We start from the raw sequence: 17,966 nt of genomic DNA on the forward strand, positions 1-17,966 counted from the left end.
TTCTCTCCTGTTGAAGTTGATCCCTGCACAACGATGAGTCAGAGCAGGGAAGTATCCCCTGAAAATATAAACCGGAACAATGTCAAAAATTGGTGGGCAGTCAGGGCTTGAAAAGCAGGGAGCCGGGCGGCCCCCTGTAGAAGATGACAATCAGAAGCTGTAATTGGCAGTAATTGAGAAGTTACGCGGTTCGCCGTAAACGATAGAGCCTTCGATATTGGTGTCGTAGGTTTTATCAAGCAGGTTATTAACGTTACCCTGCACGGAGAAGTTTTTGGTGACCTGATACCGGGTAAACAAATCCACCAGCGCGTAGCTGCCCTGTTCTGCACGGAAGGTACCGAACGGGGTCGCGGTATCGGTGTAAACGCGGTTCTGCCAGTTCACGCCGCCGCCAACGGTCAGTTCCGGTACAGCCGGTAGACGGTAGCTGGAGAACAGTTTCACGCTGGTGCGTGGCAGGTTAGGATTCACCGCGTTGCCTTCGCTGTCCTCAGCAACATAGCGCGTTGCACCAAAGGTCATCTGCCAGTTATCGGTTATCGCGCCGTTAATTTCAAATTCGACGCCTTTGCTTACCGTGCCGTCCACCGCTTTGTACGCGGTCTCATTGTTGCTGCCAGCGATAGGCGAGCCGGTAGACTGTGCAACGTTATCCTGTTCAATACGGAACACGGCCAGCGTGGTGGTCAGACGGCTGTCCATCCAGTCTGATTTCAGGCCCACCTCGTAGTTATTACCCGTGATCGGCGCAAGGTATTTACCTGAACTGTCGCGGTAATTCTGCGGCTGGAAGATAGAGGTATAGCTGGCGTAGGCCGACCAGTTATCATCAATGTCGTAAACCAGTCCCGCATAAGGCGTGGTGTGGTTTTTCTCCATGCTGTAGGTCAGCGTATCGATCTCCCAGTTGGTATAGCGGGCACCGAGGATCAGGTGTAGCGGATCGGCCAATGAAATGCGCGTCGCGGCATACAGCGATTTCATATGGGTGGTATCATCCTGCGCCAGAGACTGCTGTCCCCAGTTGGTTTCCGGGAAGTTGCCGTCGTAGTTATAGAAACTACCCAGCTCATCCGGGAACACGTTGGCCCAGGTGTTCACGTAGCGGTTATTCTGCTTACTGTAGCTTCCGCCGATCATCAGGTTATGCTGACGGCCGAACAGGTCGTAGCTGCCGTCGGTAAAGAGATCCACCGCGTCGACTTTACGCTTGCCGCTGTTCCAGCCGGTGCCGCCGACATAATCATAGCCCGGACCATAGCTGCTGTAAGGGCCAACCAGCATTCCATCGGCTTTGTTGACATACGCATCAACGTACATCGTTTTACTGTCGAACTTCACTTCGGAGTGGGTCGCGTTCAGTGTGGCTTGCCAGGTTTCGGCGAAACGCTGTTTAAGCGTCACAAAGACTTTATTAATTTCTTTATTGTTATAAGCCCAGTCCGGCGCGGTGCTGCGTGAGCGATCGTAGTGATTAGTACTGCCGTCGGTATTCCAGCGCGGCAGACCGCCCCAGGTCGGGCTGTCAACGTCGATGCTCTGGTATTCATAGCCTGCGGAAAGCGTGGTCAGATCACCCAGATCGGCATCGATAATGCCGGAGAAGAATTTTTTCTCATTGTTGTAGCGATCGAGCCAGGAGTCATTATTCTGATAACCTGCCACAATGCGACCGCGCACTTTACCATTATCGGTCAGCGGGCTTTGTAAATCCGCGACGTAGCGCTGTTTGTTCCAGCTTCCGTACTCCGCAGAAACGTTGCCTTTGAATTCCTGGCTGGTCGCATGCTTGCGGATCATATTGATGGAGGCGGAAGGATTCCCCGTTCCGGTCATCAACCCGTTCGCGCCGCGCACCACTTCCACTCGCTCGAACAGGGCGGTATCAGATAAGGCATCGCCCAGGTTCCAGCGGGACTCAAAATAGGTTGGGATCCCATCAACCATGTAGTTATCAATCTGGAAGCCACGGGAATAATAAAGACTGCGATCGGAGTCCGCCTGACTTTTGCTGATGCCTGTGGTGTTGTCCATCACCTCTCCCAGGGATTGCAGTTGCTGATCTTCCATGCGCTGCTCGCTAATAATGCTCACCGACTGCGGGATATCACGCTGTACCAGCATCATTTTCGTACCAGCAGTACTGGCTTTAACGCTGTAATCCTGCTCCTGTGTATCCGCGGCGGCCTGAGCGGCAGCATCAACCACAATGGTATCTTCTTTTTTAGTATCAGCAGCGAAAACGGCGGCAGGCATCAGCGCAAAGGCGATGCAGGCGGCCAGACGAGTTGGGGTGGTGGCAGGCGTGTGCTGGTCATCCCTGGTTGAATGAGTGAAAGACATGTTAAACCCTTTGTTATGTTTACTATTTGCCTCAAAACCGATGCGGTGCCGGTAGTAAGTGCAAGGTAATAATTCTGATTTGCATTCGCGCATGTAAATGCAAATGCGAAATATACGCATTTATGTTCATCCTGTAAACAGATGTTACGCCGCTTTCCAGAACGTTGTTTTGATCGCGCGGACCGTGTTTCGTCGGGATTTCTGCTTAAACCAGCAGCGCCTGAGTGAGAAGGGGGAAAGAAAACGTCGGATAAAGTTGAAAGAGCGGGAGTAAGTCGCTCATACTCTTATGGATGTTGTATCCTGTATGTCAGGTTTGCGCACTCATAATGAATTAAGGAAATGTCATGGCCGAAGAGACCATTTTTAGTAAGATTATCCGCCGCGAAATCCCGTCGGATATCGTGTATCAGGATGAACTTGTCACCGCGTTTCGTGATATCTCCCCGCAGGCTCCCACCCATATCCTGATCGTTCCTAACATTCTGATCCCAACGGTAAACGATGTGACAGAAGCGCACGAGCAAGCCCTGGGACGGATGATCACCGTCGCGGGCAAGATTGCTCGCGATGAAGGCATTGCTGAGGATGGCTACCGGCTGATCCTGAATTGTAATCGTCATGGTGGGCAGGAGGTCTATCATATCCATATGCACCTGCTGGGCGGACGCGCGTTGGGTCCTATGCTGGCGCATAAAGGCTAATACGATGAAAAGAGGACGGTATGCAGCGTTGCTGACGATGGCTCTGCTGGCCGGCTGCAGCTCCCCACGCCCGGAAATTCCGGTCGGCGATAACCAAACTTTGGTTATGGAAGCAACAGTGCTGGCCGCCGGGATCAGCGCTCAGCCGCCTGAAGTGAAAAACTCCGATATCCAGGCGATTGCGTCCTCTGCGCTGTTTAATGAACGACGCGAACCGGTCACCGTGCACTATCGTTTTTACTGGTATGACGGTCGGGGACTGGAGATGCACCCTCTGGAGGCACCGCGCAGTGTGACCATTCCTGGAAATTCCGGCGTAACGTTGTTTGGGACGGCAAACGGTCTGGGTGCCGAGAAGGTCAGACTTTATCTCTATTTATAACAATATAACGGGGTAACCTTGATGATAACGATGCGACGTTTCGCGCTGATTAGCGCCCTCGCGATTTTTCTGGCAGGGTGTGTAACTAAAGAGCAACAACCTGCACCAGTGGATACCGCTCAGCCGGGCGCGCAGCAGCCGCAACCGACTCAGCCGCAGCAGCCGGTGCCGGGCGTACCGACGGTGCCGACCATTCCGGAACAGCCAGGACCGATTGAGCATCAGGATGATACCGCCGCACCGGCACCGCGTGAGCGCCACTATGACTGGAACAGTGCGATTCAGCCTCTGGCCGGGAAAATGCTCCAAGCAGACGGCGTGAACAGCGGTAGCGTTCTGCTGGTAGACAGCGTGAACAACCGCACTAACGGTTCCCTTAACGCGAGTGAGGCGACCGAAGCGCTGCGCAACGCGCTGGCTAACAACGGTAAATTTACGCTCGTTTCCGCTCAGCAGTTGTCGATGGCAAAACAGCAGCTCGGTCTGTCACCGCAGGACAGCCTCGGTAGCCGCAGTAAAGCCATAGGCATCGCCCGTAACGTTGGCGCGCATTATGTGCTGTACTCAAACGCATCGGGTAATGTGAATACGCCAACCCTGCAAATGCAGCTGATGCTGGTGCAGACCGGCGAGATTATCTGGTCGGGTAAAGGTGCAGTTCAGCAACAATAAGCTGTCGCGTGACCAGCTACTGTCACGCTTTTTTCCGCAGTATCATCCCGTCGCGCCGGAGTCCTCCTCCGGGTTAGGCGGCGGGAGTTGCATCATTGAGAAGGGGCAGCAGAGAAGGGTGCTACGTCAGCATCACGATCCGCAGTCCCCTGAATTTCACTTTCTGCGCCAGTACCATGCGCTTCGCCGCCTGCCTGCCACGCTCGCGCCGTCGGCGTGTTTTTACACGCGCGGCTGGATGGTCGTCGATTATCTGCACGGCGCAGTAAAAAGCACGTTGCCCGCGACTTCCGAACTGGTAAAGGTGCTGTATCATCTCCATCAGCAGCCGCGTTTTGGCTGGCGCATTACGCTTCTCCCGCTGCTGGAGTATTACTGGCAAAACAGCGCCAGCGAGCGGCGCACGCTGTTCTGGCTCAGGCAGTTAAAACGGTTAAAGCGCAGCGGGGAGCCGCAGCCGTTGCGGCTGTCGCCGCTGCATATGGATGTTCACCCGGGCAATATCGTGCACACCGCCAGCGGACTGCGGCTAATTGACTGGGAATATGCAGGTGATGGGGATATCGCGCTGGAGCTGGCGGCAGTGTGGATGACAGGACAGGCGGCGAGACGCCAGCTGGTTGAGGACTATGCAGCCACGGCGCGCATCGCGCCATCGTTGCTCTGGCGACAGGTCAGACGCTGGCACCCGTGGGTGCTGATGCTGATGGCGGGGTGGTTTGAGCGCCGCTGGCAGCAAACCGGTGACGGGCAGTTTATCGTCCTCGCCGATAAAACATGGAAACAGCTACATAAAATACAGGAGAGATAAGCGTGGGTCCGGTAATGTTGGATGTCGAAGGTTTTGAACTGGATGCGGAAGAGCGTGAGATTCTGGCGCATCCGTCGGTAGGCGGATTAATTCTTTTTACCCGCAACTATCACGATCCTGCGCAGTTGCGCGAGCTGGTGCGCCAGATCCGTGCCGCCTCGCATCATCGGCTGGTGGTGGCCGTCGATCAGGAGGGTGGACGCGTTCAGCGTTTTCGCGAGGGCTTTACCCGCCTGCCTGCCGCCCAGTCTTTTGCCGAATTGCACGGTCTGGAAGCGGGTGGCGTGCTGGCCGAAGAGGCGGGCTGGCTGATGGCGAGCGAAATGATCGCCATGGACATTGATATCAGTTTCGCCCCGGTGCTGGACGTCGGTCATATTAGTGCCGCGATTGGCGAGCGCTCTTATCATGACGATCCGCTGAAGGCGCTGGCGATGGCCCGGCGGTTTATTGACGGCATGCACGCGGCGGGAATGAAAACTACCGGTAAACACTTCCCCGGCCACGGTGCAGTGACGGCGGACTCGCATAAAGAGACGCCGCAGGATCCGCGCTCTGAAGCAGAAATTCGCGCCCGGGATATGACTATCTTCCGTACCCTGATCGACGAAAAGCGTCTCGACGCCATTATGCCCGCGCATGTGATCTACACGCAGGTCGATCCCCGTCCGGCCAGTGGGTCTCCGCACTGGCTGAAAACCGTCCTGCGTGGTGAACTTCATTTTGATGGCGTGATTTTTTCTGACGACCTGTCGATGGAAGGTGCCGCAGTCATGGGAAGCTACGCCGAGCGCGGTCAGGCATCGCTGGATGCGGGTTGCGATATGATCCTGGTCTGCAATAATCGTAAAGGGGCGGTCAGCGTGCTGGATAATCTGTCGCCGATCAATGCACAGCGTGTTACGCAATTGTATCATAAAGGGACGTTTACTCGTCAGGAACTGATGGATTCCGCCCGCTGGAAGACGATAAGTGCGCAACTGAATCAGCTGCACGCGCGCTGGCAGGAACACAAAGCAATCCATTAATCCCTGCGGGATACAGAGTATGGTGAGGATGCGATGATTATTTATTTACACGGTTTTGACTCAAACAGCCCGGGCAACCATGAAAAGGTATTGCAGTTGCAGTTTATCGATCCGGATGTGCGACTGATTAGCTACAGTACGCGTCACCCGAAGCATGATATGCAGCATCTGCTGAAAGAAGTCGACAAGATGCTCCAGTTGAATGCGGACGATCGCCCGCTGATTTGCGGCGTCGGGCTTGGCGGTTTCTGGGCAGAACGCATTGGCTTCCTCTGTGATATCCGCCAGGTGGTGTTCAACCCGAACCTGTTCCCGGCGGAAAATATGGAAGGCAAAATCGATCGCCCGGAAGAATATACTGATATAGCCACTAAGTGCGTGAGTAATTTCCGTGAGAAGAATCGCGACCGGTGTATGGCGATCCTGTCGCGCCGGGATGAGGCGCTTAACAGCCAGCGCAGCGCAGAGATTTTGTGCCCGTGGTATGAAATCGTCTGGGATGAAGAGCAGACCCACAAGTTCAAAAATATCTCTCCGCACTTACAGCGCATTAAGGCGTTTAAAACACTTGGATAAACATTCTGTCAGATAAAGGGTCAGCCATCGGGCTGGCCCTTTTTTTTGCCTGTGTCTACAGTTGTTCATCTTTTCAGCGGCAAAACTTGATGTACATCAATTTTGGTATGACCAATGACCCTGACGTGTTATTCTCATGGGAGTGATACGGTTTCAGAGCGGTAACTTGTTGTTAACTAAAAGTTATTATCATAACCTTTAGTTAACAATTGGTTAATAATTTTAGGGGGTCACGTTGACTACACCATTGAAGAAGATTGTGATTGTAGGCGGTGGTGCTGGCGGTCTTGAACTGGCAACGCAGCTGGGCAAAAAGTTAGGGCGGGGTAAGAAAGCCAAAATCACCCTCGTCGACCGCAACCACAGCCACCTGTGGAAGCCGCTGTTGCATGAGGTGGCGACGGGTTCACTCGATGAAGGTGTGGATGCCCTGAGCTATCTGGCGCACGCGCGGAATCACCATTTTCAGTTCCAGCTAGGGTCGGTTATCGATCTTAATCGCGAAAGTAAAACGTTGACCCTGTCCGAACTGCGCGATGAAAAAGGCGAATTACTGGTGCCTGAGCGCAAGCTGCCTTACGACACGCTGATCATGGCGCTTGGCAGTACCTCTAACGACTTCAATACACCAGGCGTTAAAGAGCACTGTATTTTCCTCGACAACCCGCATCAGGCGCGTCGTTTCCATCAGGAGATGCTCAACCTGTTCCTCAAGTTCTCGGCAAATCTGGGGGCTAACGGCAAGGTGAATATCGCGATTGTCGGCGGTGGGGCAACCGGGGTTGAGCTGTCTGCGGAACTGCACAATGCGGTGAAACAGCTCCACAGTTACGGCTACAAAGGGCTGACCAATGAAGCGATCAATGTCACCCTGGTGGAAGCCGGCGAGCGTATTCTGCCTGCGCTGCCGCCGCGTATTTCGGGTGCGGCGCATAACGAACTGACCAAACTCGGCGTGCGAGTGCTTACCCAAACAATGGTGACCAGCGCCGACGAAGGCGGATTGCACACTAAAGAAGGCGAGTACATTAAAGCTGATTTGATGGTCTGGGCCGCAGGCATTAAAGCGCCGGACTTTATGAAAGAGTTAGGTGGACTGGAAACAAACCGCATCAACCAACTGGTGGTCGAGCCGACGCTGCAAACGACGCGCGATGCGGATATTTACGCCATCGGCGACTGCGCCTCCTGCGCTCGTCCGGAAGGCGGATTTGTACCGCCACGCGCGCAGGCCGCGCACCAGATGGCAACCTGTGCGCTGCATAACATCCTGGCGCAGGTGAAGGGGAAACCGCTAAAAGCGTACCAGTATAAAGATCATGGTTCGCTGGTGTCGCTGTCTAACTTTTCGACCGTCGGTAGCCTGATGGGGAACCTGACCCGTGGCTCGATGATGATCGAAGGGCGTATTGCACGTTTTGTGTATATCTCACTGTACCGTATGCACCAGATCGCGCTGCACGGCTATTTTAAAACCGGTCTGATGATGCTGGTCGGCAGCATTAACCGGGTGATCCGTCCGCGTCTTAAACTGCACTAAGCCATGCAGCCGGGCGGCGCAAGCTCGCCCGGCCAGTGAATCCACCACACGTAAGCCTGGCTGCCCGTAGGCCTGATAAGCGCAGCGCCATCAGGCATTCAACCCACCCGGCTACCTCCGTAGGCCTGATAAGCGCAGCGCCATCAGGCAACTTCTCTCCCTGGCAAAATATAATCCTGCCAAAAGGGCGTATGGCCCTAAGACTCCTCTGAATCATTCTGTTTTACCCACCGATCCCCCGTTTTTAGGCGCTGTTCTGATTGGCGAAATATCCACTTGATTGCAAAATTATGACCAACAGCAACGAAGGAGGATCTCCCGTGAATAAATCAATGTTGGCGGGTATAGGGATTGGCGTAGCCGCTGCGCTGGGTGTGGCAGCCGTAGCCAGTCTGGACGTCTTTGAACGTGGCCCGCAGTATGCGCAGGTAGTCTCAGCAACGCCGATAAAAGAAACGGTTAAAACGCCGCGTAAAGAGTGTCGTAACGTCAATGTCACGCACCGACGCCCGGTGCAGGACGAAAACCGCATTACTGGTTCTGTGCTCGGTGCGGTCGCCGGTGGGGTTGTAGGCCACCAGTTTGGCGGCGGACGTGGTAAAGACATTGCCACCATCGCGGGCGCGTTGGGCGGCGGTTATGCCGGTAACCAGATCCAGGGTTCTATGCAGGAAGCGGATACGTACACTACCACGCAGCAGCGCTGCAAAACGGTGTACGACAAATCGGAAAATATGCTTGGTTATGATGTGACCTATAAAATCGGCGATCAGCAGGGGAAAATCCGCATGAAAGACGATCCGGGAACGCAAATCCCGCTCGATAATAACGGTCAGCTGATCCTGAATAACAAAGCGTAAAAAAGCGTTATCTACTGTTTGCCCCTCATCGCTCAGGCTGAGGGGCTTTTTTGTGGCTTACAGCGTAAGCATCTTTGGCCACAGGCAGAAGGTGGTACGAATAACCTGCTGCAAATCCTCAAGGCTCGCGCCTTCACGCGCGCTAATCGACATGCCCTGCAAAATACAGTTCAGAAACTGCGCCAGCGCCTGAACATCTTTTTGCGCCGGGATCTCCCCACGTTGCTGCCGGGAAACCAGAAACTGACACAGCGTCTGTTCCTGCTGCGCATGACGGGTTTTAAGCGTGCGGGCAATCTCCTTTGACGAGGCGGCAAGCGTCGCAGACGTGTTGATCATAAAGCAGCCCGCCGGGGTTTCTTTGCTGGTAAAGCAGGTAGCGACCGCCGTGAAATAGGCTTCCAGCGCCTGCTCTACGGATTGTTCCTCGTTGAACAACGCTGCCTCATGGCGCGCGGCGAAGCGCGAGATATAGCGATCGAGTACCGCCCGAAACAGCCCCTCTTTATTAATAAACTCCGCATAGAGCGTCGGGGCTTTAGCGCCCGTCGCCTCGACCAGATCGGCGAGCGAGGTTGCTTCATACCCGTGTTCCCAGAAGAGTGTCATGGCCTTATCCAGCGCCGCGTCCCTGTCGAACACTTTTGGTCGGCCACGGCTTTTTTTTGTGCAACTTTGAACGTCAGCTGTCATGGTGCCGTTGTACCTGAGTCAGTTAAGTGAATAACCATTATAAAAATAAATGTATCGCGGTGCTACCTTGAAACCAATAAAAAATTAATAAGCTTATGTTAATGAAAGATAAGGGTTTTCATTTATTAATAACGATCGTTATAAAATAAACTTGACTGTGACATTGATCACACTTATGATTTACCTATCGATCGTTAATTAAATGCGATCCACCGTTCATCTGCATAAGGTCAATATTATGAAAAACATCAAAACTCTCCTCGCCGCCGCTGTACTGAGTTCACTTTCTTTTGCAAGCGTTGCTGCTGTTCAGGTGCAATCCACTCCAGCCGATCAGCAAAAAGCTGGCGTTATCTCTGCGGATGCCGGGACAAATTTAGGCTCGCTGGAAAACCAGCTGGCGCAAAAAGCGGATGCAATGGGCGCGAAATCTTTCCGCATCACCTCCGTAAGTGGTCCGAATACGCTGCATGGCACCGCTGTGATTTACAAATAAGATAACCCTCTGCCTGGTATTTACAGGAAGCCCCACGGTGATTACCGTGGGGCTTTTTTTATTACTACATTCAGGCTATCGCATTTTCCTCAAGCTGGCGCATAAAGTTGCGCACCCAGTCCATACGCACTTTTCGCTCGTTGAGATCCTGGAAAAACTTCAGCCGCGTCGGGCCATCAAGCCGGAAATACTGCGGCTCCTTTTGCAGCAGGCCAATCAGCCAGGCAGGGTTAACGTGATTATTCTCCGCGAATTCGATCTGTCCGCCTTTATCATTGCCCTCCAGCTTGCGGATCCCCAGCCGCTGCGCCTGCTGACGCAGACCCGCAATATCCAGCAGATTACGCGCCGGATCAGGCAGCAGGCCAAAGCGATCAATCAACTCAACTTTAATCTCTTCAAGCGCATTCTCATTTTTGGCGCTGGCAATGCGTTTATAGAAGGAAAGGCGGGTGTTAACGTCCGGAATAAAATCATCCGGCAGCAGCGACGGCATTCGCAGTTCGACCTCCGTTTGCTGACTGGTGAGATCCTCAAGCGACGGCTCGCGACCCGCTTTCAGGGCATCTACCGCGTTTTCCAGCAGATCCATATACAGCGAGAAGCCGATGGTTTCCATCTGACCGCTCTGATCTTCACCCAGCAGTTCACCCGCGCCGCGAATTTCCAGATCGTGCGTTGCCAGCGCAAAGCCCGCGCCTAAATCTTCCAGCGAGGCAATCGCTTCCAGGCGTTTCTGCGCGTCGGTGGTCATCGCTTTCGGATGCGGCGTCAGCAGCCACGCATAGGCCTGATGATGCGAACGACCGACGCGCCCGCGTAGCTGATGTAGCTGCGCCAGTCCGAAATGATCGGCGCGTTCGATGATGATGGTATTGGCGGTCGGAATATCAATCCCGGTCTCAATGATGGTGGTACACACCAGCACGTTAAAACGCTGGTGGTGGAAGTCGTTCATGACCCGTTCCAGCTCGCGCTCGCGCATCTGGCCGTGACCGATGGCAATGCGCGCCTCCGGTACCAGCTCGGCGAGGCGCGCCGCCGCTTTCTGGATATTTTCAACATCGTTATAGAGATAATAGACCTGCCCGCCACGCAATACTTCACGCAGGATCGCCTCACGGACCACCAGATTATCGTACTCGCGCACGAAGGTTTTCACCGCCAGACGGCGTGCGGGTGGAGTGGCGATAATCGACAGATCGCGCATCCCGCTCATCGCCATGTTCAGCGTGCGCGGGATCGGCGTGGCGGTCAGCGTCAGAATGTCCACGTCAGAACGCATCGCTTTAATACGCTCTTTATGCCGCACACCGAAGCGGTGCTCTTCATCGACAATCAGCAGGCCCAGATCGCGCCATTTGACATCCGCCTGCAACAGTTTGTGGGTACCGATCAGAATATCGATTTTCCCTTCGGCCGCCTGTTCGAGAATTTGCGCCTGCTCTTTGGCGCTGCGAAAGCGCGATAGCATCTCGATGCGCACCGGCCAACTGGCGAAACGGTCGCGGAAATTGTCAAAATGCTGCTGGGCGAGCAGGGTAGTGGGAACCAGTACCGCGACCTGCTTATTATTTTCGATCGCGAGAAAGGCGGCGCGCATGGCGACTTCAGTTTTACCAAAACCCACATCGCCACAGACCAGACGATCCATCGCCAGCGGCTGACACATATCACTCAGCACGGCGTTGATCGCCAGCGCCTGATCGGGCGTGGTCTCAAAGGGAAAGCTATCGCAAAATAGCTGGTACTGTTCACGGTTATGCTTAAAAGCAAAGCCTTTTTTCGCCGCCCGCTGGGCATAAATGTCCAGCAGTTCTGCCGCCACGTCGCGCACCCGCTCGGCGGCTTTCTGCCGGGCGCGGGTCCAGACATCGCTGCCCAGTTTGTGCAGCGGCGCATTCTCTTCTGCACCGCCCGCATAGCGGCTGATCAAATGCAGGGAGGAAACCGGAACGTACAGCTTGGCGTCGTTGGCGTAGGTCAGCATCAGGTATTCCGCGGTGATGCCGCCCGCCTCAAGGGTAGTCATGCCCGCGTAGCGGCCCACGCCGTGTTCCAGATGCACTACCGGTTGCCCGATATGCAACTCAGCGAGGTTGCGGATCAGCGTATCCGGGTTGATGGTGCGGCGACTATCCTGGCGACGACGCGCTACGCGCTCGCCCAGCAGATCGCTTTCGCAGATCAGGGCACGGTTGCGCAGGGTGTCGATAAACCCGTGTTCGGCCGCACCGATCATCACATAGCGCCCTTTGTCCGTCGCTTCATCCAGCCGCAGGATGCGTTTTGGCGACAACTTGATACGCGCTACCAGCTCGCCGAGGGCTTCACGGCGTCCTTCACTTTCAACCGAGAAAATCACCGGACCGTCGAAAGACTCCAGAAATTTACGCAGGTTGTCGAGCGGGGACTTTTGCTGCGCCTGTACCGACAGGTCGGGCAATGTGCGATAGCCCAGATTAGTAAACGCGGCTTTATCTGCCAGACTCTCGGTTTTTAACTGTATGCGCGGCCAGCGTTTTAATTCGCCGAGCAGCTCATCGGTGCGCATCCATAGCTGTTCTGGCGGCAGCAGGGGACGCATCGGATCCACGCCCCGATTCTCATAGCGGGCATGGGCATCGGCCTGAAAACGGGTGGCACTACTTTCGACGTCGCCGGTATTGATAATCAGCGTATTGGCCGGGAAATAGCTGAACAGCGGCGACAGCGGTTCGCTAAAAAATAAAGGCTGCCAGTATTCTATCCCGGCAGGCAATGTACCTTTACTCACCTGCTGGTAAATATGCTCGGCGTCGCGTTTAACATCGAACTTGTCGCGCCACTGACTGCGAAAAAGTTCGATCGCCGCTTTATCCGTAGGAAATTCGTGCGCGGGCAGCAGGTTGATGGCGTCGACTTCTTCCAGCGTGCGCTGGGTATCGGGATCAAAAAGGCGCAGGCTGTCGATTTCGTCATCAAAAAAATCCAGACGATAGGGCTGCACGCTACCCATCGGGTAGAGATCCAGCAGCGCGCCACGGGTGGCATATTCACCGTGCTCCATGACCTGATCCACATGACGATAGCCTGCGGATTCGAGCTGCGCACGCAGCGCATCGCGCGACAGGCGCTGTCCTTTTTTCATCACCAGCGCATGACCGTGCAGATAGCTGTGTGGACAGACGCGCTGCATCAGCGTATTCACCGGCAGGATCAATACGCCGCGCTGCATGGTGGGAAGCTGATAGAGCACCGACAGCCGCGAGGAGATGATCTCCTGGTGCGGAGAAAAACTATCGTAAGGCAGCGTTTCCCAGTCGGCGAGGTTGATAACCAGGTTATCCGTAAACTGGGTGATTTCGTCGTGCAGGCGCAGGGCGTTTTGCATGTCGGGCGCAACCAGCACTACCGGGCCTGGATGGCGCTCGACGATCCCGGCGATCTCTGTCGCGCAGGCCGCGCCGGTTAACTCTCCCAATTGGCGTTGATCGCCTGCTTTGACAGGCAAGGAATAACGGTGTTGTTCAGGCATAGGTCGTGTCGGGGTCTCTGATAGGTTTGCCCAGAAGATATGGGGACAACGTGCTGATTCTCAATGCAGATTATTATCCGCGTTCATTTTACATAAGCAAATGGTAGATCAATCTGCGCCCGCGCGCGTGAATCAATAATAGCAAATTGATTTAGCTGAACTTTTTGACAGTCCAATGACGAACTCTTACGGTTTCCCTCATTTACGCTGTGCGCTTTCGCTTATATACTTCCTCTTCTGCCACAGCAACCAGACGGATTACATGTACCAACCTGTCGCACTATTTATCGGCCTGCGCTACATGCGTGGGCGCGCAGCGGACCGCTTCGGTCGCTTTGTCTCATGGCTTTCCACTATCGGCATTACGCTTGGCGTGATGGCACTGGTGACGGTGCTTTCCGTTATGAACGGCTTTGAGCGCGAGCTGCAAAACAATATTCTGGGGCTGATGCCGCAGGCCATTCTTTCTTCCGCGCAAGGGTCGCTGGACCCGCAAAAAATTCCTGAAAAGGCGGTGACGCTTCAGGGCGTAAACCGCGTTGCGCCCATCACCACGGGTGACGTGGTATTGCAGAGCGCGCGCAGCGTGGCGGTGGGCGTGATGCTGGGCGTCGATCCGGCGCAAAAAGATCCGCTCTCACCGTATTTAGTTAATGTGAAGCAGACCGATTTGCAGCCGGGACGCTACAACGTCATTCTTGGCGAGCAACTGGCCGGGCAATTGGGGCTTAACCGTGGCGATTCATTACGCATCATGGTGCCATCGGCCAGCCAGTTTACGCCAATGGGGCGCATTCCCAGCCAGCGCCTGTTTACGGTGATTGGCACCTTTGCCGCCAACAGCGAAGTCGACGGCTATCAGATGCTGGTCAATATTCAGGACGCGTCGCGCCTGATGCGTTACCCGACCGGGAATATCACCGGCTGGCGTTTATGGCTTAATGAGCCTTTACAGGTGGATACCCTCAGTCAACAGACGCTGCCGCCGGACACCAAATGGCAGGACTGGCGCGAGCGTAAAGGCGAACTGTTCCAGGCCGTGCGGATGGAAAAAAACATGATGGGCCTGCTGCTCAGTCTGATTGTCGCCGTCGCCGCCTTCAATATCATCACCTCGCTGGGGCTGATGGTGATGGAGAAGCAGGGCGAAGTTGCCATTCTGCAAACCCAGGGCCTGACGCCACGGCAGATCATGGCGGTGTTTATGGTGCAGGGGGCCAGCGCCGGCATTATCGGTGCGCTGCTCGGTGCTGCGCTGGGGGCGCTGCTCGCCAGCCAGCTCAACAATTTAATGCCGATTATCGGCGCATTTCTTGACGGCGCGGCGCTGCCGGTGGCGATTGAACCGTTACAGGTGATCGCGATTGCACTGGTGGCGATGGCGATTGCGCTGCTGTCCACGCTTTATCCTTCATGGCGCGCTGCCGCCACTCAACCCGCTGAGGCTTTACGTTATGAATAAGATCCTGTTGCAATGCGACAACCTGTGCAAACGCTATCAGGAAGGCAGTGTGCAAACCGACGTGTTGCACGATGTCAGCTTCAGCGTGGGCGAAGGCGAAATGATGGCGATTGTCGGCAGCTCCGGCTCCGGGAAAAGTACGCTGCTGCACCTGCTCGGCGGGCTGGATACGCCGACCTCCGGCGATGTGATTTTCAGCGGCCAGCCGATGAGCAAACTGTCATCTGCGGCAAAAGCGGAACTGCGTAATCAGAACCTTGGTTTTATCTATCAGTTTCATCACCTTCTGCCTGATTTTACCGCGCTGGAGAACGTCGCGATGCCGCTGCTGATTGGCAAAAAACGTCCGGCGGAGATCAACCAGCGGGCGCGGGAGATGCTGAAAGCAGTGGGGCTTGATCATCGCGCCAGCCACCGTCCCTCCGAGTTATCCGGCGGTGAACGTCAGCGCGTGGCGATTGCCCGTGCGCTGGTCAATAACCCGCGTCTGGTGCTGGCCGATGAGCCGACCGGTAACCTGGATGCGCGTAACGCTGACAGCATCTTCAAGCTTCTCGGTGAACTGAACCGTTCGCAGGGAACCGCATTCCTGGTCGTGACCCACGATCTGCAACTGGCACGGCGGATGTCCCGTCAGCTGGAAATGCGGGATGGTCGCCTGAATACTGAACTGAGCCTGATGGGAGCTGATTAATGGCCTCGCCTTTATCCCTTCTTATCGGGTTGCGTTTTAGCCGTGGCCGCCGTCGCAGTGGCATGGTATCGCTGATTTCGATTATTTCTACCATTGGCATCGCACTCGGTGTCGCGGTGCTGATTATTGGTCTGAGCGCAATGAACGGCTTCGAGCGCGAGCTGAACAACCGTATTTTAGCCGTGGTGCCGCACGGTCAGATCGAGCCGGTGAATCAGCCGTGGAACGGCTGGAACGACAAGCTCAGCAAAATCGAAAAAGTGCCTGGTATTGTCGCTGCCGCGCCTTACGTCGATTTCACCGGGCTGGTCGAGAGCGGCGCGAACATCCGCGCCATTCAGGTAAAGGGCGTCGATCCACAGCAGGAAAGCCGTCTCAGCGCGCTGCCTCAGTATGTGCAGGGCAATGCCTGGGCGAACTTCAAGGCGGGCGAACAGCAGATTATTATCGGTAAAGGCGTTGCCGACGCGCTGCACGTTAAGCAGGGCGATTCAGTGTCGATTATGATCCCCAATGCCAGCGCCGACCATAAGCTGCTTCAGCCGAAGCGTATTCGACTCCGCGTTACCGGCATTTTGCAACTCAGCGGCCAGCTCGATCATAGCTTTGCAATGATCCCGATGCAGGATGCGCAGCAGTATCTGGAGATGGGCAGCAGTGTGACCGGCATTGCGCTGAAAGTTAACGACGTCTTTAACGCGCCGGCGCTGGTGCGCTCGGCGGGTGAAGTGACCAATGATTACGTCTATATCAAAAGCTGGGTAGGTACCTACGGCTATATGTATCGCGATATTCAGATGATCCGCGCCATTATGTATCTGGCGATGATTCTGGTGATCGGCGTGGCCTGTTTTAATATCGTCTCCACTCTGGTGATGGCAGTAAAAGACAAAAGCAGCGATATCGCGGTACTGCGCACCCTCGGCGCGAAAGACGGGCTGATCCGCGCGATTTTCGTCTGGTACGGACTGCTCGCAGGACTATTTGGCAGCCTTATCGGAGTCATTATCGGCGTGATTGGCGCGCTACAGCTGACGGCGATTATTGAGTTCATCGAAAAGCTGATCGGCCATCAGTTCCTGTCCGGCGATATTTACTTTATTGACTTCCTGCCGTCAGAATTACACTGGCTGGACGTGCTGTATGTTCTGGTGACGGCGCTGCTGCTGAGCCTGCTGGCAAGCTGGTATCCGGCGCGGCGCGCGAGTAACATTGATCCTGCAAGGGTATTAAGCGGGCAATAATTTCAAAAGGAGTGGCGATGTATTACGGATTTGATATTGGTGGCAGCAAGATTGCGCTGGGCGTTTTTGATAATAAGCGACATCTGCAATGGGAAAAGCGCATCGCCACCCCACGAGACAGTTATGAATCCTTTTTACAGGCAGTAACCGGACTGGTTGCCGAGGCCGACGCCCGTTTCGCCTGTAAAGGCACGGTCGGTATTGGTATTCCCGGTATGCCGGAAACCGATGACGGCACGCTGTATGCCGCCAACGTCCCCGCCGCCAGCGGCAAACCGCTGCGCGCCGATCTCAGTCGTTTGCTGGACCGCGATGTGCGTCTGGACAATGACGCCAACTGCTTTGCGCTTTCCGAAGCCTGGGATGAAGAATTTATCCAGTATCCGCTGGTGATGGGGCTGATCCTCGGGACCGGGGTCGGCGGCGGCCTGGTCATCAACGGCAAGCCCATTACCGGATGCAGCTATATCACCGGCGAGTTTGGTCATATTCGCCTGCCGGTCGATGCATTTACCCTGATGGGCTTAGACTTTCCCCTACGGCGCTGCGGCTGCGGCCAGATTGGCTGTATTGAAAATTATCTTTCCGGCCGTGGCTTTGCCTGGCTTTATCAGCATTACTACCACCAGCCGCTCAGCGCCGAGGAGATTGTGCACCTCTGGCAACAGGGCGACGAGAAGGCGCGTCAGCACGTAGAGCGTTATCTCGACCTGCTGGCGGTGTGCCTCGGTAATATCCTGACGATTATCGATCCTGATTTAGTGGTGATCGGCGGTGGATTGTCTAACTTTAGTGCTATAGCTGAAGGACTCGCGGCGCGTTTACCGCGCCACTTATTACCGGTTGCCAGCGTACCGCGCATTGAGCGCGCCCGGCACGGTGATGCAGGAGGAATGCGCGGCGCGGCGTTCCTTCACCTTACTGATACTCCCCAGAGGTAA

Annotated in this window: 16 protein-coding genes; 13 read left to right on the forward strand and 3 right to left on the reverse strand. The window is 55.1% G+C overall.

Annotated features, from left to right (window positions below):
- Positions 1-150 precede the first annotated feature (150 nt).
- The gene (gene fhuE, locus ACMGGS_RS16045) at positions 151-2,346 is read right to left on the reverse strand and encodes a ferric-rhodotorulic acid/ferric-coprogen receptor FhuE (RefSeq protein ID WP_414163450.1); all 2,196 of its coding nucleotides are present in this window, start codon (positions 2,344-2,346) and stop codon (positions 151-153) included.
- 347 nt (positions 2,347-2,693) lie between these two features.
- On the opposite strand from fhuE, the gene hinT reads away from it, so the two are divergent.
- The 8 genes from hinT to ACMGGS_RS16085 all read left to right on the forward strand — a co-directional run bounded on the left by hinT (position 2,694) and on the right by ACMGGS_RS16085 (position 8,919).
- A complete protein-coding gene (gene hinT / locus ACMGGS_RS16050) occupies positions 2,694-3,050 on the forward strand; it encodes a purine nucleoside phosphoramidase (protein ID WP_176917245.1) in 357 nt (118 codons plus the stop codon).
- Positions 3,051-3,054: 4 nt separating this feature from the next.
- Entirely contained in the window at positions 3,055-3,432 is a 378-nt protein-coding gene (locus ACMGGS_RS16055) for a YcfL family protein (protein ID WP_414163451.1), read from the forward strand.
- 21 nt (positions 3,433-3,453) lie between these two features.
- Complete coding sequence (gene lpoB / locus ACMGGS_RS16060) at positions 3,454-4,104, forward strand: penicillin-binding protein activator LpoB (protein WP_414163452.1); 651 nt, start codon at positions 3,454-3,456, stop codon at positions 4,102-4,104.
- Entirely contained in the window at positions 4,085-4,915 is an 831-nt protein-coding gene (gene thiK / locus ACMGGS_RS16065) for a thiamine kinase (protein WP_414163453.1), read from the forward strand. The genes lpoB and thiK overlap by 20 nt, the downstream gene beginning before the upstream one ends.
- Positions 4,916-4,917: 2 nt before the next feature.
- Positions 4,918-5,943 carry a beta-N-acetylhexosaminidase gene (nagZ, locus tag ACMGGS_RS16070; RefSeq protein ID WP_414163454.1) on the forward strand — a complete coding sequence of 342 codons (1,026 nt, stop codon included), beginning with the start codon at positions 4,918-4,920 and terminating at the stop codon, positions 5,941-5,943.
- Positions 5,944-5,976: 33 nt separating this feature from the next.
- Positions 5,977-6,519 carry an alpha/beta hydrolase YcfP gene (ycfP, locus tag ACMGGS_RS16075; RefSeq protein WP_103678050.1) on the forward strand — a complete coding sequence of 181 codons (543 nt, stop codon included), beginning with the start codon at positions 5,977-5,979 and terminating at the stop codon, positions 6,517-6,519.
- Between the two features lie 235 nt (positions 6,520-6,754).
- Positions 6,755-8,059, forward strand: coding sequence for an NAD(P)/FAD-dependent oxidoreductase (locus ACMGGS_RS16080; RefSeq protein WP_414163455.1), 1,305 nt, complete (start codon positions 6,755-6,757; stop codon positions 8,057-8,059).
- Positions 8,060-8,379: 320 nt separating this feature from the next.
- Positions 8,380-8,919: a glycine zipper 2TM domain-containing protein gene (locus ACMGGS_RS16085; protein WP_414163456.1), complete on the forward strand. Its 540-nt coding sequence runs from the start codon at positions 8,380-8,382 to the stop codon at positions 8,917-8,919.
- A gap of 57 nt (positions 8,920-8,976) precedes the next feature.
- Here ACMGGS_RS16085 and ACMGGS_RS16090 read toward each other — a convergent pair whose 3' ends face one another.
- On the reverse strand, positions 8,977-9,612 hold the full coding sequence (locus tag ACMGGS_RS16090; protein WP_414163457.1) for a TetR/AcrR family transcriptional regulator: 636 nt from the start codon (positions 9,610-9,612) through the stop codon (positions 8,977-8,979).
- A 238-nt stretch (positions 9,613-9,850) separates the two neighbouring features.
- On the opposite strand from ACMGGS_RS16090, the gene bhsA reads away from it, so the two are divergent.
- The gene (bhsA, locus tag ACMGGS_RS16095) at positions 9,851-10,108 is read left to right on the forward strand and encodes a multiple stress resistance protein BhsA (protein ID WP_414163458.1); all 258 of its coding nucleotides are present in this window, start codon (positions 9,851-9,853) and stop codon (positions 10,106-10,108) included.
- A gap of 70 nt (positions 10,109-10,178) precedes the next feature.
- Here bhsA and mfd read toward each other — a convergent pair whose 3' ends face one another.
- On the reverse strand, positions 10,179-13,625 hold the full coding sequence (mfd, locus tag ACMGGS_RS16100) for a transcription-repair coupling factor (protein ID WP_414163459.1): 3,447 nt from the start codon (positions 13,623-13,625) through the stop codon (positions 10,179-10,181).
- 262 nt (positions 13,626-13,887) lie between these two features.
- Between mfd and lolC the strand changes: the two genes are divergently transcribed.
- Genes lolC through nagK form a run of 4 tightly spaced genes read left to right on the forward strand, consistent with a single transcriptional unit; the run spans position 13,888 to position 17,966 of the window.
- Positions 13,888-15,087 (forward strand): lipoprotein-releasing ABC transporter permease subunit LolC, encoded by a 1,200-nt coding sequence (lolC, locus tag ACMGGS_RS16105; protein WP_414163460.1) that lies wholly within the window; start codon positions 13,888-13,890, stop codon positions 15,085-15,087.
- Positions 15,080-15,781 (forward strand): lipoprotein-releasing ABC transporter ATP-binding protein LolD, encoded by a 702-nt coding sequence (lolD, locus tag ACMGGS_RS16110; RefSeq protein ID WP_414163461.1) that lies wholly within the window; start codon positions 15,080-15,082, stop codon positions 15,779-15,781. The genes lolC and lolD overlap by 8 nt, the downstream gene beginning before the upstream one ends.
- Positions 15,781-17,025, forward strand: coding sequence for a lipoprotein-releasing ABC transporter permease subunit LolE (gene lolE / locus ACMGGS_RS16115; RefSeq protein ID WP_414163462.1), 1,245 nt, complete (start codon positions 15,781-15,783; stop codon positions 17,023-17,025). The genes lolD and lolE overlap by 1 nt, the downstream gene beginning before the upstream one ends.
- A gap of 17 nt (positions 17,026-17,042) precedes the next feature.
- Positions 17,043-17,966 carry an N-acetylglucosamine kinase gene (gene nagK / locus ACMGGS_RS16120; protein ID WP_414163463.1) on the forward strand — a complete coding sequence of 308 codons (924 nt, stop codon included), beginning with the start codon at positions 17,043-17,045 and terminating at the stop codon, positions 17,964-17,966.

Origin of the sequence: Superficieibacter sp. BNK-5 (genome assembly GCF_047456055.1) — a bacterium.
GTDB lineage: Bacteria > Pseudomonadota > Gammaproteobacteria > Enterobacterales > Enterobacteriaceae > Superficieibacter.

Bases quoted from the DNA above. Each gene is read 5' to 3' on its own strand.
- hinT (WP_176917245.1), top strand. From the start codon at position 2,694: ATGGCCGAAGAGACCATTTTTAGTAAGATTATCCGCCGCGAAATCCCG.
- mfd (WP_414163459.1), bottom strand. From the start codon at position 13,625: ATGCCTGAACAACACCGTTATTCCTTGCCTGTCAAAGCAGGCGATCAA.
- lolD (WP_414163461.1), top strand. From the start codon at position 15,080: ATGAATAAGATCCTGTTGCAATGCGACAACCTGTGCAAACGCTATCAG.
- lolE (WP_414163462.1), top strand. From the start codon at position 15,781: ATGGCCTCGCCTTTATCCCTTCTTATCGGGTTGCGTTTTAGCCGTGGC.
- lpoB (WP_414163452.1), top strand. From the start codon at position 3,454: ATGATAACGATGCGACGTTTCGCGCTGATTAGCGCCCTCGCGATTTTT.
- bhsA (WP_414163458.1), top strand. From the start codon at position 9,851: ATGAAAAACATCAAAACTCTCCTCGCCGCCGCTGTACTGAGTTCACTT.
- fhuE (WP_414163450.1), bottom strand. From the start codon at position 2,346: ATGTCTTTCACTCATTCAACCAGGGATGACCAGCACACGCCTGCCACC.
- ACMGGS_RS16055 (WP_414163451.1), top strand. From the start codon at position 3,055: ATGAAAAGAGGACGGTATGCAGCGTTGCTGACGATGGCTCTGCTGGCC.
- ACMGGS_RS16090 (WP_414163457.1), bottom strand. From the start codon at position 9,612: ATGACAGCTGACGTTCAAAGTTGCACAAAAAAAAGCCGTGGCCGACCA.
- ycfP (WP_103678050.1), top strand. From the start codon at position 5,977: ATGATTATTTATTTACACGGTTTTGACTCAAACAGCCCGGGCAACCAT.
- nagK (WP_414163463.1), top strand. From the start codon at position 17,043: ATGTATTACGGATTTGATATTGGTGGCAGCAAGATTGCGCTGGGCGTT.
- lolC (WP_414163460.1), top strand. From the start codon at position 13,888: ATGTACCAACCTGTCGCACTATTTATCGGCCTGCGCTACATGCGTGGG.